This window comes from Bradyrhizobium sp. Arg816 (assembly GCF_029989365.1).
Classification (GTDB): Bacteria; Pseudomonadota; Alphaproteobacteria; order Rhizobiales; family Xanthobacteraceae; genus Bradyrhizobium.
This window is the reverse complement of the sequence record NZ_JAPRAQ010000008.1, coordinates 219,829-232,515: the sequence shown is the minus strand read 5'-3', so window position 1 is coordinate 232,515 and position 12,687 is coordinate 219,829. Positions and strand designations below refer to the sequence as shown.

The following is a 12,687-nucleotide window of genomic DNA, read 5'->3' as shown; positions in this document are numbered from 1 at the left end:
CCGCAGGTCTGGCAAGGAGAGTGCCGATGAGGCTTCAAACCTGATGCGGTGTCCGGCCTCTGGAAAGCTCAGACAAAACCACATCCGCCTGCGTTGGGTGGGATATCGCTAATATAGAAAATCGCTTCCCACTCCGCAAGCCGAAGCGCTGAGCGATTCATCGCTAGCCTTGCCTAGAACGGCTTCACGATCACCATGATGACGATCAAAATCATCAGCGCAGTCGGCACCTCGTTGATAATTCGATAGAATTTCTGGCTACGCGAACGCCGGTCGGCGGCGAAATCCTTGCACCAGCGTGAAAAAAAGCCGTGGACCCCAGACATCGCCAGGACCAGTGCCAGTTTTACGTGCAGCCAGCCGAACGAGAACCAGTGGCCGGACCAGGCGAGATAGAGCCCGGCAAGCCATGTGACGATCATGGCAGGGTTGATGATCGCCTTGAGCAGCCGGCGTTCCATCACCTTGAACGTTTCCGACTGCTTCGAGCCGATCTCGGCCTCGGAGTGATAAACGAACAGCCGTGGCAGATAGAGCATGCCCGCCATCCAGGAGATGACGGCGATCACATGCAGCGCCTTGATCCAGAGATAGACGTCTTCGAACATTTTCTGCGCCCGGCTTTCTGTCCAGCGCAGGGAACGCTGGGGATAGTAAGAACTCGTTAAGGTCTCACCCTGCACACTTATCCGTCCATAGGGCCTTCCTTAAAACTAGAATCTTAGATTCTTAAGGTTTGAGTCTATGTGACCGTGAATTGGACTCACACAATTCCGTCCGCACGTTCACGCGCGCTTGTTCACATCCATCAACATATCCCTGACGCTTCCGGCGGCTTCCGATAAGTCGGCCAGCTTCAAAGGCTTGCGCGCTTCTGTCGGCAGCTTATCAAGGGAGTTGTCCGCGCAATCCCGTTCCCCTCTCGGCAGGGCGCCGAACTTGTTCCGATGGGCAGTGGTGTGAAGAAAATTGGCACTTGTCCCGTCCCTGGTGTCGCACAACCCTTTCCGAGGGGTTAAGGTCCACAGAAATCCACAAACCACACCGCCTCCATACAAAGGGCTTTTGTGCCGACCTCGAACAATTATTTCCATCTCCACCTGGTCTCCGACTCCACCGGTGAGACGCTGATCACCGTCGCGCGCGCCGTCGCGGCGCAGTACGCCAACGTCACCCCGGTCGAGCATGTCTATCCCTTGGTGCGCAGCCAGAAGCAGCTCGATCGTGTGCTCGACGAGATCGAGGAGGCGCCGGGGATCGTGCTGTTCACGCTGCTGGAGAAGGATCTGGTCTCCCGGCTCGAGGACAAGTGCAAGCAGATCAACGTTCCGAGCCTGTCGATCATCGGGCCGGTGATGCAATTGTTCGAAGCCTATCTCGGCGCCGCGACCACGGGCCGCGTCGGCGCTCAGCACGTTCTCAACGCGGAATATTTCAAGCGCATCGACGCGCTGAACTACACGATGATCCACGATGACGGCCAGCATGTCGAAGGCCTCGACGATGCCGACGTGGTGCTCGTCGGTGTGTCCCGCACCTCCAAGACACCGACGTCGATCTATCTGGCCAATCGCGGTATCCGTACCGCCAACGTGCCGCTGGTGCCGGGCATTCCGGTGCCGGAGCAGTTGGGGAAGCTGACGCGGCCGCTGGTGGTGAGCCTGCATGCGACGCCGGAACGCCTGATCCAGGTGCGCCAGAACCGCCTGCTCTCGATGGGTGCCGATTCCAGCGGCGACACCTATACCGACAGGCAGGCGGTCGCCGACGAGGTCGCGTTCGCGCGCAAGCTGAGCGCCAAACACGACTGGCCGCTGCTCGACGTCACGCGGCGATCGATCGAGGAAACCGCCGCGGCGATCATGAAGCTTTACAGTGATCGCCAGCGCAATCGGCCCACGGAATAGTTCAGGCGATGTCTCTCTGGCGCGGCGAAACTCCGTTGATACTGGCCTCGCAGAGCAGCGCGCGAAAGATGCTGCTGGCCAGTGCCGGACTGGAGTTCAAGGCGATTACGGCCGATATCGACGAGCGCGGCATTCAGGCCGCCTCGAAACTTTCAGGCCCGCATGACATCGCCCTGCTGCTGGCGCGCGAGAAGGCCAAGGCGGTCTCGGCCGGTCATCCGGGGAGCTATGTGATCGGTGCCGACCAGACCCTGGCTCTGGGCGAGCGTCTCTTCAACAAGCCCGCAGGCCGCGCGCAGGCGATGGCGCAACTGCTCGACCTCGCCGGCAAAAGCCACGCGCTGAATTCCGCGGTGGCCGTGGCGCGAGATACCAAGATCGTTTTCGAGGATGTTTCGGTGGCCCGCATGACCATGCGGCCGATGACCGAGACGGAGCTGTCGATCTATCTCGACGCCGCCGGCGATGCGGTGACGACCAGCGTCGGCGCCTATCAGCTCGAAGGCCTCGGCAGCCATCTGTTCGAGCGCATCGAGGGTGACCATTTCACCATTCTCGGCCTGCCGCTGCTGCCGTTGCTTGCGTTCCTGCGGCGCGAACGGCTAGTTGCTGTGTGAATGACAGAGATGGCTGCGTGCAGATGCGGATCCTTGGACTGACCGGCTCGATCGGGATGGGAAAATCCACCACCGCGAAATTGTTCGCGGAGGCCGGCGTTCCCGTCTACGACGCAGATGCTGCCGTCCATCAGCTCTACGAGGGCGAGGCCGCGCCCGCGATCGAGGCCGCCTTCCCCGGCACCACCGCGAACGGCAAGGTGGATCGCCCAAAACTGTCCGCGCGCGTCGTGCATGATCCGGCCGCGATCAAGCAGCTCGAGCAGATCGTTCATCCGATGCTCGGCGCCTCCCGGCAAAAATTCTTCGCCGATGCGGAAGCAGGCAAGGCGCCCGTCGTGGTGCTGGATATCCCGCTGCTGTTCGAAACCGGCGGCGAGAAGCGGGTCGACGCCGTCGTCGTGGTGTCGACCTCGCCGGAACTCCAGCGCAAGCGTGTGCTGGAGCGCGGCACGATGGACGAGGCCAAGCTCGACGCGATCATCGCCAAACAGACGCCGGATGCCGAGAAGCGCAAGCGGGCCGATTTCGTAGTGGATACGTCACACGGACTTGAACCCGTCCGCGCCCAAATCACGCACATTCTGGCCGAGGTCGTTAAGATGCCGCAGCGGCGAGCCTGATTCGCTGCCTCACACGGCTTCCTAGATCATGCGTGAAATCGTTCTCGACACCGAAACCACCGGCCTCGATCCGCTCCGCGGCGATCGCCTGGTCGAAATCGGCTGCGTCGAGATTTTCAACCGCATGCCGACGGGCCAGACGTATCACGTCTATATCAATCCCGAACGGGACATGCCGGCGGAAGCCTTTGCGGTGCACGGGCTGTCGGCCGAGTTCCTGTCGACCAAGCCGCTGTTCCACGAGGTAGTCGATCCGTTTCTGGAGTTCATCGGCGATGCGCCGCTGGTGATCCACAACGCTTCGTTCGACATCGGCTTCATCAACGCCGAGCTCGACAAGGTCAAACGCGTCGCGATCCCGCGCGAACGGCTGGTCGATACGCTGCTCTTGGCGCGCCGCAAGCATCCGGGCGTGTCGAACCGGCTCGATGATCTCTGCTCGCGCTATTCGATCGACAATTCACACCGCACCAAGCACGGCGCGCTGCTCGATGCCGAACTCTTGGCCGAAGTTTATGTCGATCTGGTCGGGGCGCGGCAATCGCAGTTGCTCCTCGCTTCGAAAGGCGAGGACATTCGCATCAATGCGGCTGGCGATGCGCCGCGGCGGCAGCGGGCCGTGCCGCTCGCGCCACGGATTTCCGATGCCGAGCGCGAAGCCCATCGGGCCTTCATCGCAACGCTCGGCGACAAGGCGATCTGGAACGAGTTCCTGCCCGCTCCAGCCACCCCTCCGGCCGGTTAGGCCTGACCGCTTGGCTGCTGAGCGGCCATTTGCCGCTCCATGTTCTGACGATAGAGACCGACGAAGTCGACCGGATCCAGCATCAGGGGCGGGAACCCGCCGTCGCGCACGGCGGTTGCGATGATCTCGCGGGCGAACGGGAACAGCAGACGCGGGCATTCGATCATGACCAGCGGATGCAGGTTCTCCTTCGGCACGTTGGTGATGCGGAACACGCCGGCATAGGCGAGCTCGAACGAGAACATGATCTTACCGGCGGTCTCGGCCTTGCCCTCGACCGACAGCGTCACCTCGAACTCGGTTTCGCTGAGATTGATGGCGTTGACGTTGATCTGGATGTTGATCTGGGGCGGCTGGCCCTGCTGCTGGAGCGAGGTCGGCGCGTTCGGATTCTCGAACGAAAGGTCCTTGATATACTGCGCCAGAACGTTGAGCTGGGCAGCCTGGGCCGCCTCGGGAGGGGTGCCGTTGCCGTTGGTCATGAGAGTCTCTCCTTACCCGATTGGGGCTGAATTTCGCGGCGGTTGGCTAACATAGGGCCCCCTCACTCCACAAGGACGAACGGTCCCGGATCGGGTATCCGCGCCGCGCCCGCAATTGTGACGTTCCCCCGGCCCTCCTGACGAAATCGCGCGTTAAACGATTGAAGATGCGCGATTTCCGGGCAGGATCGGGTTTCCCCTTAAGCATAAAACGCGCTACACTCAGCGCTGTGCCAAAAGGCGCCATTGGCCGGGCAAGATTTCGTGCCTACATCCCGAGGACCAGACGCGCGGACCTAAAATGGCGATGTAGACTTGCCGTTCCCGTATGGAACGGTCTACTGGCCGGATTGATTTTCCCGGCGACGACCGAGACGGCCCCCTTTTAGCGAAGACCAGAAAGCGAATACGACGTGGACATCTACACCATCATCTTCCTGGCGCTGGCGGTCTTCATCTTTCTGAGGCTGCGCAGCGTGCTGGGACAGCGGACGGGTAACGAGCGGCCGCCGTTCGACCGCACCGCCGCCCGCAATGCGCTGGGGGGTGCCCAGGACAAGAACGTCGTGACCATGCCGGGCAAGGTGATCGACCAGGCCCCGCTGGCGCCGACCGCCGAGCCGGCTCCGCCCTCCGACCGCTGGAAGGGCCTGACCGAACCGGGCACCGCGCTCGCCCAGGGCCTCGACGCCATCGTCGACAAGGACTCCACCTTCGACCCGCGCCATTTCATCTCGGGCGCCCGCGGTGCCTATGAGATGATCGTGCTGGCCTTTGCCAATGGCGACCGCCGCGCGCTGCGCGACCTGCTGTCGTCGGAGGTCTATGACAGCTTCGACGCCGCCATCAAGGAACGCGAGAAGAACGAGCAGAAGACCGAGACGCGTTTCGTCTCGATCGACAAGGCCGAGCTCGTCGGCGCCGAACTGCGGGACCGCACGGCTCAGCTCACCATCCGATTCGTCTCGCAGATGATCTCGGCCACCCGCGACAAGAGCGGCAATATCGTCGACGGTAGTGCGGACACGGTCGCCGACATCACCGACATCTGGACCTTCGCCCGCGATATCACCTCTCGCGATCCAAACTGGAAGCTGGTTGGCACCGGAAGCGCGAATTAAGAATTTCCTGAAGAACAGCGCGGCGGCGCTTTGCGCAGGTGCCGTCGTGCTGTCGTCGTTTTCGCTCGGCGCCGAGGCGGCGCGGCGTCACTATCGCAGCCATCACCATCATCTCCCTGCACTTGCCGCCGCCCCGCCGCGGGCCTTGCCCTATCCGCAGCTCCCTTTGCCGTTCGAAATCCCCGGCGCGCAATATCTGCCGCTGACTTGGGCGGACGTGAAAGGCTGGAGCGACGACGACCATCTGGCCGCCTACAAAACGTTCCGCGCGAGCTGCCGGACGATCAACGCGCAGACCGGTGCGGCCGAACCGAAGGCGCTTGGCGGCTCGCTGAGCGAGCCCTGCCGTGCCGCCAAGTCGCTCGAGCTCACCGACGACGCCAAAGCCAGGACGTTCTTCGAAGAGAATTTTGCACCGCTGCGGATCTCGCGCCTCGGCGAGCCCGACGGTTTCGTCACCGGCTATTACGAGCCGGTGCTGGAGGGATCGCGCACGCAGACCGATGTTTTCAACGTGCCGGTCTATCGCCGGCCCTCGAACCTGTTTGTGCGCGGCTACAAGCAGGACTCGGTCAGCCTGCCCAACAAGGGCCCGGTCTATCGCAAGATCGGCCGCCGCAAGCTGGTGCCCTATTACGATCGCGGCGAGATCGAGGACGGCAAGATCGCCGGCCGCGGGCTGGAGATCGCCTGGCTGAAGGACCCAACCGATCTGCTGTTCGCCCAGATCCAGGGCTCGGCGCGGATCAAGTTCGACGACGGCGGCACGGTCCGGCTGAATTACGACGCCTATAACGGCTTTCCCTATACGGCTGTCGGTCGTGTCCTGATCGAGCGCGGCATCATTCCGAAGGAAGAGATGTCGATGCAGAAGATCAGGGAGTGGATGGCGCAGAACCCCGATGGCGCCAAGGATCTGCGCCGTCAGAACCGTTCCTACATCTTCTTCCGCGAGGTCAACCTCTCCGACAAGGAAGAAGCGGTGGGTGCGCAGGGCATTCCGCTGACCGCCGGCCGCTCGATCGCGGTTGACAAGGCGCTGCACGTCTACGGCACGCCGTTCTTCATCGAGGGCGAGCTGCCGATCGATTCCGAACGCTCCAAGACGCCGTTCCACCGGCTGATGATCGCGCAGGATACCGGCTCGGCCATCATCGGCCCCGCGCGCGCCGATCTCTATTTCGGCGCCGGCGCGGATGCCGGCCGCGTCTCCGGACGGCTGCGCCATCCCATGCACTTTGTCATGTTGGTACCGAAGGGCCTCGATCCCACGTCGCGCGCCGCCCGGCTGCCGGTGCCGGACCCGCGTCCCTCGGACAAGATCGCAAGGCTGTTTCCGCAGACCGATCCTACCAAGGATTCGGTCAAGGATCAGACCAAGCCGGCGGCTCCAGCGGCGGCCGTGGAACAAGGCAAAGGTGAGACAGTCGCCGTTGCCAATCCGGTCCCGTTGCCGGTGCCGCGTCCGGTGATAGAGCCCGATCAGGAGCCGCGGCGGCCGGTCAAGAATCGTCCCCATCGGCAGCAATGAAGCGATCGTCCCGTCCGCCCGTGCTGGAGCCTCGTCCCTCGCCGCGCCGCCGCGCGCTGAGCGAGGAGGAGCGCGCGCTGTGGGATGCGGTCGCAAAACAGATCAAGCCGCTGCGGAAGCATCGCGCGGCAAAGACGCATGCCCCGCCGCGCATCGAGCCTTCACCGGCAGCGCCGGCCTCGCGATCTGCGCCATCGCCACGGCCGATCGCTGCCGCGCCGGCGGTGCGCGTCGCAAAGCCCGCCATGCCGCCGCTGGCACCGCTGGGCAAGCGCGAGCGCACAAAATTGTCGCGCGGCCGCAGCGAGATCGAAGCGCGGCTCGATCTGCACGGCATGACCCAGATACGCGCCCATCGGGCCCTGACCGGCTTCCTGCACCGCGCCCATCAGGACGGCCTGACCTTCGTGCTCGTCATCACCGGCAAGGGACGGAGCGGCGGCGAAAGCGGCGTGCTCCGCCGCCAGGTGCCGGAATGGCTGAGCCTGCCGGAATTCCGCGCCTTCGTCGTCGGCTTCGAGGAGGCGCATATCGGCCATGGCGGCGAGGGCGCGCTCTATGTGCGGATACGCCGGGCGAGGTATTAGAACGGCCGGACGATTCCGACGCGCGGGATCAGTGTGAGGATCAGGCCGAAGATATTTGTCTTCCGATCCTCCGACGCGATCAGCGGTGCATTGTATTTGGCCGGCAGCATCTTCACCGCATGCAGGATCAGGAACAGGCAGACCGCCCAGTTCGAGATCCAGCGCGAATAGTCGAACACCATCGCGAACATCACGAGATAGGCGAGGCTGATGCCGATCAGCGCCGCGATGACGAGGCGCCGGTGCATGTCGTTCGCGAGCGCGCCGATCAGGTTCGCAAGATAGCGCCAGAGTGGCGTGTGCAGCCAGATCAGCAGGGCAAACACCGGCACGCCGAGGATGTTGTGGGGCAGGCGGCCCCAGGTATCCGAAACCTCCTTCGCCAGCGGCTGGTACCAGATGTAGGCGAATTGCAGCAGGTCGGTCCGCGCCGGATCTGCCATCCGGGTCTTCAGATACGCAACGAAATCCGCTTCGGGGATCGGCATCGTTCCCAAAAACTGCGCCGCGAAGAACAGCGCGCTCACGCCAAGCAATGCGACCAAGCCGAATGCGGCATTCGCTCTGGTGACGCCATGCGCGAGGTAGTGCCTGATCACGACGATGGTGATGATCGTCGGCACATACATCAGGAGATGAATGTGGTGGATCAGCACGAGGACGATCGAGAACAGCGCGGCCGTCGCGACGAACAGCAGCGAGCCGGCCGGCATCAGCAGCAGGATCAGCGCGAGTGCGCAGCCATAGATGTCGAAATGGCCGAGCGTGTGCATGAAGTTCTTGAGAAAGAACGGCGAGCCCGCGATGAAGACGAACAGCGGCAGCGTCTTCGCGGTGAAGCCGAACGTCTTCTGAAATAATCTGGCGTACAGTCCCAGCGTCACCAGCCACGTCGCTCCGCCGAGCGCGAACACCAGCCAAACCGGCACCTTGTCCGTGAACAGCGCGACGATGGCGCCGATCAGCGCGCGCTTGATGAAGCCGAAATGGTAGTCGACGAGGAGGTGGATGTAGGGGACGTAAGGCGGCAGCTGGATCTTGTGGACGAACACGCCGACGATGACCGCGGCGTTGATCGCGAGCAGGAGACGCCAGGGGTTTTGCAGGATGTGCGCGGTCACGCCGCATCAATAGCGCGGCAGCGCCGAATTACAAAATGAACCGGCTCAGATCGGCGTTCTTGGCGAGGTCGCCGACGTGCTTCTGCACGAAATCCGCATCGACCTTGACGGTCTCGCCGCTGCGGTCGGGGGCGGTGAAGGAGATTTCGTCCAGCACCCGTTCCATCACCGTCTGGAGCCGCCGCGCGCCGATGTTTTCGACGGTGGAATTGACGGCGACCGCGACGTCGGCGAGCGCGTCGATGGCGCTGTCGGTGATGTCGAGCGTCACGCCCTCGGTCTGCAGCAGCGCGACATATTGCTTGATCAGCGACGCCTCGGGCTCGGTCAGGATACGGCGCATGTCGTCGCGGGTCAGGGCCTGAAGTTCGACGCGGATCGGCAGGCGGCCCTGCAATTCCGGCAACAGGTCGGACGGCTTCGCGACGTGGAAGGCGCCGGACGCAATGAACAGGATGTGATCGGTCTTCACCGCACCGTGCTTGGTCGAGACCGTGGTGCCTTCGATCAATGGCAACAGGTCACGCTGCACGCCCTCGCGCGAGACGTCGCCGCCGACCCGGCCGTCGCGCGCGCAGATCTTGTCGATCTCGTCCAGGAACACGATGCCGTTATTCTCGACCGCGCTGATCGCCTCCAGCGTCAATTGGTCGGTATCCAGCAGCTTGTCGGATTCCTCGTTGACGAGGATCTCGTGCGAGTTCTCCACCGTCAGTCGCCGCGTCTTGCTGCGGCCACCCAACTTGCCGAAGATGTCGCCGAGCGACACCGCGCCCATCTGCGCGCCAGGCATGCCCGGGATCTCGAACATCGGCATGCCGCCGCCCGAGGACTGCGTCTCGATCTCGATTTCCTTGTCGTTGAGCTCGCCGGCGCGCAGCTTCTTGCGGAACGATTCGCGCGTTGCCTGGCTGGAATTGGCGCCGACCAGCGCGTCGAGCACGCGCTCCTCGGCGGCGAGCTGCGCGCGTGCCTGCACGTCCTTGCGCTTGCGCTCGCGCACCTGGGCGATCGCGACCTCGACGAGATCGCGCACGATCTGCTCGACGTCGCGGCCGACATAGCCGACCTCGGTGAATTTCGTCGCTTCCACCTTCAGGAACGGCGCGTTCGCGAGCTTGGCGAGCCGTCGCGCGATCTCCGTCTTGCCGACGCCGGTGGGGCCGATCATCAAGATATTCTTCGGGAGTACCTCTTCGCGCAAGGAGCCGGAGAGCTGCTGCCGCCGCCAGCGGTTGCGCAGCGCGATCGAGACGGCGCGCTTGGCATCGGCCTGGCCGACGATGAAACGGTCGAGTTCGGAGACGATTTCGCGGGGAGAGAAGTCTGTCATGGGACCTTAGCTAGGATCAGATGCGGGTCGGGACAAGCCGCATTTTTACGTCAGATGATGGGTGGACCCGATTGCCATTGCTTCACAGCGTCGATCGGATGGATCAGCATCAGGATATTGAGCGTCAGATTGTCGCGAATGTGGAGCGCCAGCATGATTTCGAAGGCGAGCCCGAGCAGGACGGTCACGGGTACGGGCAGCACGCGCGCGGCGAGGAACCCCAGCATCATGGCCAGATTGTCAGAAATCGAATTGACGATGCTGTCGCCGTAATAATCCAGCGAGATCGTACCGGCGCGGTAGCGCTCGATGATGAAGGGCGAGTTCTCGACGATCTCCCAGGCGCCTTCGATCAGCATCGCGATGATCAGCCGCGCCGGCCAGGATAAACTTGGAAGAGACAGCCGCAGCAATGGCAGGCGCGCGAACAGCAGCCAGGTCAAGCCGTAGAACAGGAAGCCATGCAGGATGTGAGAGAAGGTGTACCAGTCCGTGATGTGCTGCGAATTTTCGGAGCTGTTCACCACGCCATGCCAGAGCTTCACGTAACCGCAGGTGCAGATCGGCACCCGCCCCATCGCGAACAGGATCGAGGCTTGCAGCGCCAGCACCAGCAGTGCGATGCCGACCCAGGCCAACGGCGGTACGGCGACCTTGCTCTCGTGCGTGCTCGTCAGTGTCACGGCTCGCGCACCATCAGCAGCGCCGTCCCGTCCGGCGTCTCGACCATGCGGTCACGGACGAAGCCGGCCTTCTCATAGGCGCGCACGGCGCGTGCGTTGAGCGGATCGGGATCGGTGACGATGCGTGGCAGGCCCTGCCGCAACTGGCCGTCGACGAACTGGCGGATGAACGCGGAGCCGTGGCCGCGCGCGATCATGTCGTTTTCGCCGATGAACTGGTCGATCCCACGGGTGCCCTCCGGTTGCGGCCCAAAGCCGGTATTCCAGGCTGTCAGGCGATAGCATTGAAGATAACCGAACGGGTGGGTGCCAGCCAACACGATGAACTGGTCCATCGCGGGCTCATCGAGATCGCCGCTCACCAGCGCAAACTGCGCGTCCGGGTCGCCCCACCATTCCCGCACATGCGCCTCGCCCAGCCACCGCCGGATCAGCGGCAAATCGGCCGTGCTCATCGGGCGGAAGGTGTAGGCGGGCGCCATGTCCTGTTCGGTCTGGTCTAGCCGGTCGCCAGGCTTTCGATGGTCAGATTGCGGTTGGTATAGACGCAGATGTCGGCGGCGATATCGAGCGAGCGGCGGACGATGGTCTCGGCATCCTTATCGGTGTCGATCAAGGCCCGCGCGGCGGCCAGGGCGTAATTGCCCCCGGAGCCGATCGCCATGACGCCGGCTTCGGGCTCCAGCACGTCGCCGGTGCCTGTCAGCACCAGGGAGACGTCCTTGTCGGCCACGATCATCATGGCCTCCAGGCGGCGCAGATAGCGGTCGGTCCGCCAGTCCTTGGCGAGCTCCACCGCGGCCCGGGTTAGCTGCCCCGGATACTGCTCGAGCTTGGATTCCAGCCGTTCAAAGAGCGTGAAGGCGTCGGCCGTGGCGCCGGCAAAGCCGCCGATGACGTCGCCCTTGCCGAGTTTTCGCACCTTCTTGGCGTTGGACTTGATCACGGTCTGGCCGATCGAGACCTGGCCGTCGCCGCCGACCACCACCTTGCCACCCTTGCGGACCGTCAAAATCGTGGTGCCGTGCCAGCCCGGCGCGCTGTTTTGGGAATCCTGCATCAAATACCTCGTTGTCGGACCTGATTTAGGCGGTCGGGACCGACCGTACAACGGGCCGGTCCGGGCCCATTTCGCTCACCATAGGCAGAAGTAGAGGCCCGGCCAGCCGTTCCCGCAGTAGCGAAGGCGTCATTTGGCTGTTAAAAGACCGCCGTTTTCGGCTCCAAGAGCATGATCCGGAAAAGTGGGTACCGATTTTCCGACAAGATCATGCTCAAAACCAAGTGGAAACCGCTTTTCAATGCGCACCGCGACGATCAAGCGCAAGACCAAGGAAACCGACATCGAGGTCACCGTGAACCTCGATGGCACCGGCGTGGCCAATATCGCGACCGGCATCGGCTTTTTCGACCATATGCTCGATCTCCTCGCCCGCCATTCCCGCATCGACCTCACGGTCAAGGCGGTTGGTGATTTGCACATTGATCATCACCATACCACCGAAGACACCGGCATCGCGCTCGGCCAGGCGGTCAAGCAGGCGCTCGGCAACATGGCGGGTATCACCCGCTATGCCGGCGTGCACATGCCCATGGACGAGACGCTGTCGCGCGTGGTCATCGACATCTCGGGCCGCCCGTTCCTGGTGTTCAAGGCCGACTTCCCCCGCGACAAGATCGGTGAATTCGACACCGAGCTGGTGCGCGAGTGGTTCCAGGCCTTCGCCATGAACGCCGGCGTGACTCTCCACGTCGAGACCCTATATGGCGATAACAGCCACCATATCGCCGAGTCCTGCTTCAAGGGCCTGGCGCGGGCGCTGCGCACTGCCGTCGCGATCGATCCGAAGGCCGTGGGCGAAATCCCGTCCACCAAGGGTTCGCTCGGCGGCTGACGTCTTTCGGCCGGCGGCACGCGCCGCTTGCGGTATCACTGA

The 12,687-nt window shown here is 63.3% G+C and carries 15 protein-coding genes; 8 read left to right on the top strand and 7 right to left on the bottom strand.

The features are described 5' to 3' along the window. Window positions 1-173 precede the first annotated feature (173 nt). On the bottom strand, window positions 174-608 hold the full coding sequence (gene hemJ / locus OWC48_RS21530; RefSeq protein ID WP_282521747.1) for a protoporphyrinogen oxidase HemJ: 435 nt from the start codon (window positions 606-608) through the stop codon (window positions 174-176). A 459-nt stretch (window positions 609-1,067) separates the two neighbouring features. On the opposite strand from hemJ, the gene OWC48_RS21525 reads away from it, so the two are divergent. From OWC48_RS21525 to dnaQ, 4 genes are read left to right on the top strand one after another with little or no spacing between them, the layout of a single operon-like run. Next, window positions 1,068-1,907: a pyruvate, water dikinase regulatory protein gene (locus OWC48_RS21525; RefSeq protein ID WP_282521746.1), complete on the top strand. Its 840-nt coding sequence runs from the start codon at window positions 1,068-1,070 to the stop codon at window positions 1,905-1,907. 8 nt (window positions 1,908-1,915) lie between these two features. Next, on the top strand, window positions 1,916-2,524 hold the full coding sequence (locus tag OWC48_RS21520) for a Maf family protein (protein ID WP_282521745.1): 609 nt from the start codon (window positions 1,916-1,918) through the stop codon (window positions 2,522-2,524). A gap of 23 nt (window positions 2,525-2,547) precedes the next feature. Then, window positions 2,548-3,147, top strand: a complete 600-nt coding sequence (gene coaE, locus OWC48_RS21515) for a dephospho-CoA kinase (protein ID WP_282521839.1) — start codon at window positions 2,548-2,550, stop codon at window positions 3,145-3,147. Window positions 3,148-3,175: 28 nt separating this feature from the next. Further along, window positions 3,176-3,892 (top strand): DNA polymerase III subunit epsilon, encoded by a 717-nt coding sequence (gene dnaQ, locus OWC48_RS21510; protein WP_282521744.1) that lies wholly within the window; start codon window positions 3,176-3,178, stop codon window positions 3,890-3,892. On the opposite strand, the gene secB is transcribed toward dnaQ, so the two are convergent. Next, window positions 3,889-4,374, bottom strand: coding sequence for a protein-export chaperone SecB (gene secB / locus OWC48_RS21505; protein ID WP_282521743.1), 486 nt, complete (start codon window positions 4,372-4,374; stop codon window positions 3,889-3,891). The two genes, dnaQ and secB, sit on opposite strands and share 4 nt — an antisense overlap. A 413-nt stretch (window positions 4,375-4,787) precedes the next feature. On the opposite strand from secB, the gene OWC48_RS21500 reads away from it, so the two are divergent. Genes OWC48_RS21500 through OWC48_RS21490 form a run of 3 tightly spaced genes read left to right on the top strand, consistent with a single transcriptional unit; the run spans window position 4,788 to window position 7,613 of the window. Then, window positions 4,788-5,495, top strand: coding sequence for a Tim44/TimA family putative adaptor protein (locus tag OWC48_RS21500; protein ID WP_014490800.1), 708 nt, complete (start codon window positions 4,788-4,790; stop codon window positions 5,493-5,495). Further along, window positions 5,473-7,026, top strand: coding sequence for a murein transglycosylase A (locus OWC48_RS21495; RefSeq protein WP_282521742.1), 1,554 nt, complete (start codon window positions 5,473-5,475; stop codon window positions 7,024-7,026). Before OWC48_RS21500 ends, OWC48_RS21495 begins: the two co-directional genes overlap by 23 nt. Continuing rightward, complete coding sequence (locus OWC48_RS21490; protein ID WP_282521741.1) at window positions 7,023-7,613, top strand: Smr/MutS family protein; 591 nt, start codon at window positions 7,023-7,025, stop codon at window positions 7,611-7,613. Before OWC48_RS21495 ends, OWC48_RS21490 begins: the two co-directional genes overlap by 4 nt. Here OWC48_RS21490 and OWC48_RS21485 read toward each other — a convergent pair. Genes OWC48_RS21485 through hslV form a run of 5 tightly spaced genes read right to left on the bottom strand, consistent with a single transcriptional unit; the run spans window position 7,610 to window position 11,810 of the window. Next, window positions 7,610-8,734 (bottom strand): hypothetical protein, encoded by a 1,125-nt coding sequence (locus OWC48_RS21485; RefSeq protein ID WP_282521740.1) that lies wholly within the window; start codon window positions 8,732-8,734, stop codon window positions 7,610-7,612. The two genes, OWC48_RS21490 and OWC48_RS21485, sit on opposite strands and share 4 nt — an antisense overlap. A 28-nt stretch (window positions 8,735-8,762) precedes the next feature. Next, a complete protein-coding gene (hslU, locus tag OWC48_RS21480; RefSeq protein WP_282521739.1) occupies window positions 8,763-10,067 on the bottom strand; it encodes an ATP-dependent protease ATPase subunit HslU in 1,305 nt (434 codons plus the stop codon). A gap of 50 nt (window positions 10,068-10,117) precedes the next feature. Then, complete coding sequence (locus OWC48_RS21475; protein WP_282521738.1) at window positions 10,118-10,750, bottom strand: DUF2585 domain-containing protein; 633 nt, start codon at window positions 10,748-10,750, stop codon at window positions 10,118-10,120. Next, the gene (locus OWC48_RS21470; protein ID WP_282521737.1) at window positions 10,747-11,232 is read right to left on the bottom strand and encodes a GNAT family N-acetyltransferase; all 486 of its coding nucleotides are present in this window, start codon (window positions 11,230-11,232) and stop codon (window positions 10,747-10,749) included. The genes OWC48_RS21475 and OWC48_RS21470 overlap by 4 nt, the downstream gene beginning before the upstream one ends. Window positions 11,233-11,249: 17 nt before the next feature. After that, window positions 11,250-11,810, bottom strand: coding sequence for an ATP-dependent protease subunit HslV (gene hslV / locus OWC48_RS21465; protein WP_282521736.1), 561 nt, complete (start codon window positions 11,808-11,810; stop codon window positions 11,250-11,252). A gap of 241 nt (window positions 11,811-12,051) precedes the next feature. Between hslV and hisB the strand changes: the two genes are divergently transcribed. Continuing rightward, window positions 12,052-12,645 carry an imidazoleglycerol-phosphate dehydratase HisB gene (gene hisB, locus OWC48_RS21460; protein ID WP_014490808.1) on the top strand — a complete coding sequence of 198 codons (594 nt, stop codon included), beginning with the start codon at window positions 12,052-12,054 and terminating at the stop codon, window positions 12,643-12,645. The last annotated feature ends 42 nt before the right edge of the window (window positions 12,646-12,687 follow it).

Excerpts from the sequence above, each read along its gene's own strand:
- hemJ (WP_282521747.1), bottom strand. The coding sequence starts at position 608 with ATGTTCGAAGACGTCTATCTCTGGATCAAGGCGCTGCATGTGATCGCC.
- OWC48_RS21520 (WP_282521745.1), top strand. The coding sequence starts at position 1,916 with ATGTCTCTCTGGCGCGGCGAAACTCCGTTGATACTGGCCTCGCAGAGC.
- coaE (WP_282521839.1), top strand. The coding sequence starts at position 2,548 with ATGCGGATCCTTGGACTGACCGGCTCGATCGGGATGGGAAAATCCACC.
- dnaQ (WP_282521744.1), top strand. The coding sequence starts at position 3,176 with ATGCGTGAAATCGTTCTCGACACCGAAACCACCGGCCTCGATCCGCTC.
- secB (WP_282521743.1), bottom strand. The coding sequence starts at position 4,374 with ATGACCAACGGCAACGGCACCCCTCCCGAGGCGGCCCAGGCTGCCCAG.
- OWC48_RS21490 (WP_282521741.1), top strand. The coding sequence starts at position 7,023 with ATGAAGCGATCGTCCCGTCCGCCCGTGCTGGAGCCTCGTCCCTCGCCG.
- hslU (WP_282521739.1), bottom strand. The coding sequence starts at position 10,067 with ATGACAGACTTCTCTCCCCGCGAAATCGTCTCCGAACTCGACCGTTTC.
- OWC48_RS21470 (WP_282521737.1), bottom strand. The coding sequence starts at position 11,232 with ATGGCGCCCGCCTACACCTTCCGCCCGATGAGCACGGCCGATTTGCCG.
- hslV (WP_282521736.1), bottom strand. The coding sequence starts at position 11,810 with ATGCAGGATTCCCAAAACAGCGCGCCGGGCTGGCACGGCACCACGATT.
- hisB (WP_014490808.1), top strand. The coding sequence starts at position 12,052 with ATGCGCACCGCGACGATCAAGCGCAAGACCAAGGAAACCGACATCGAG.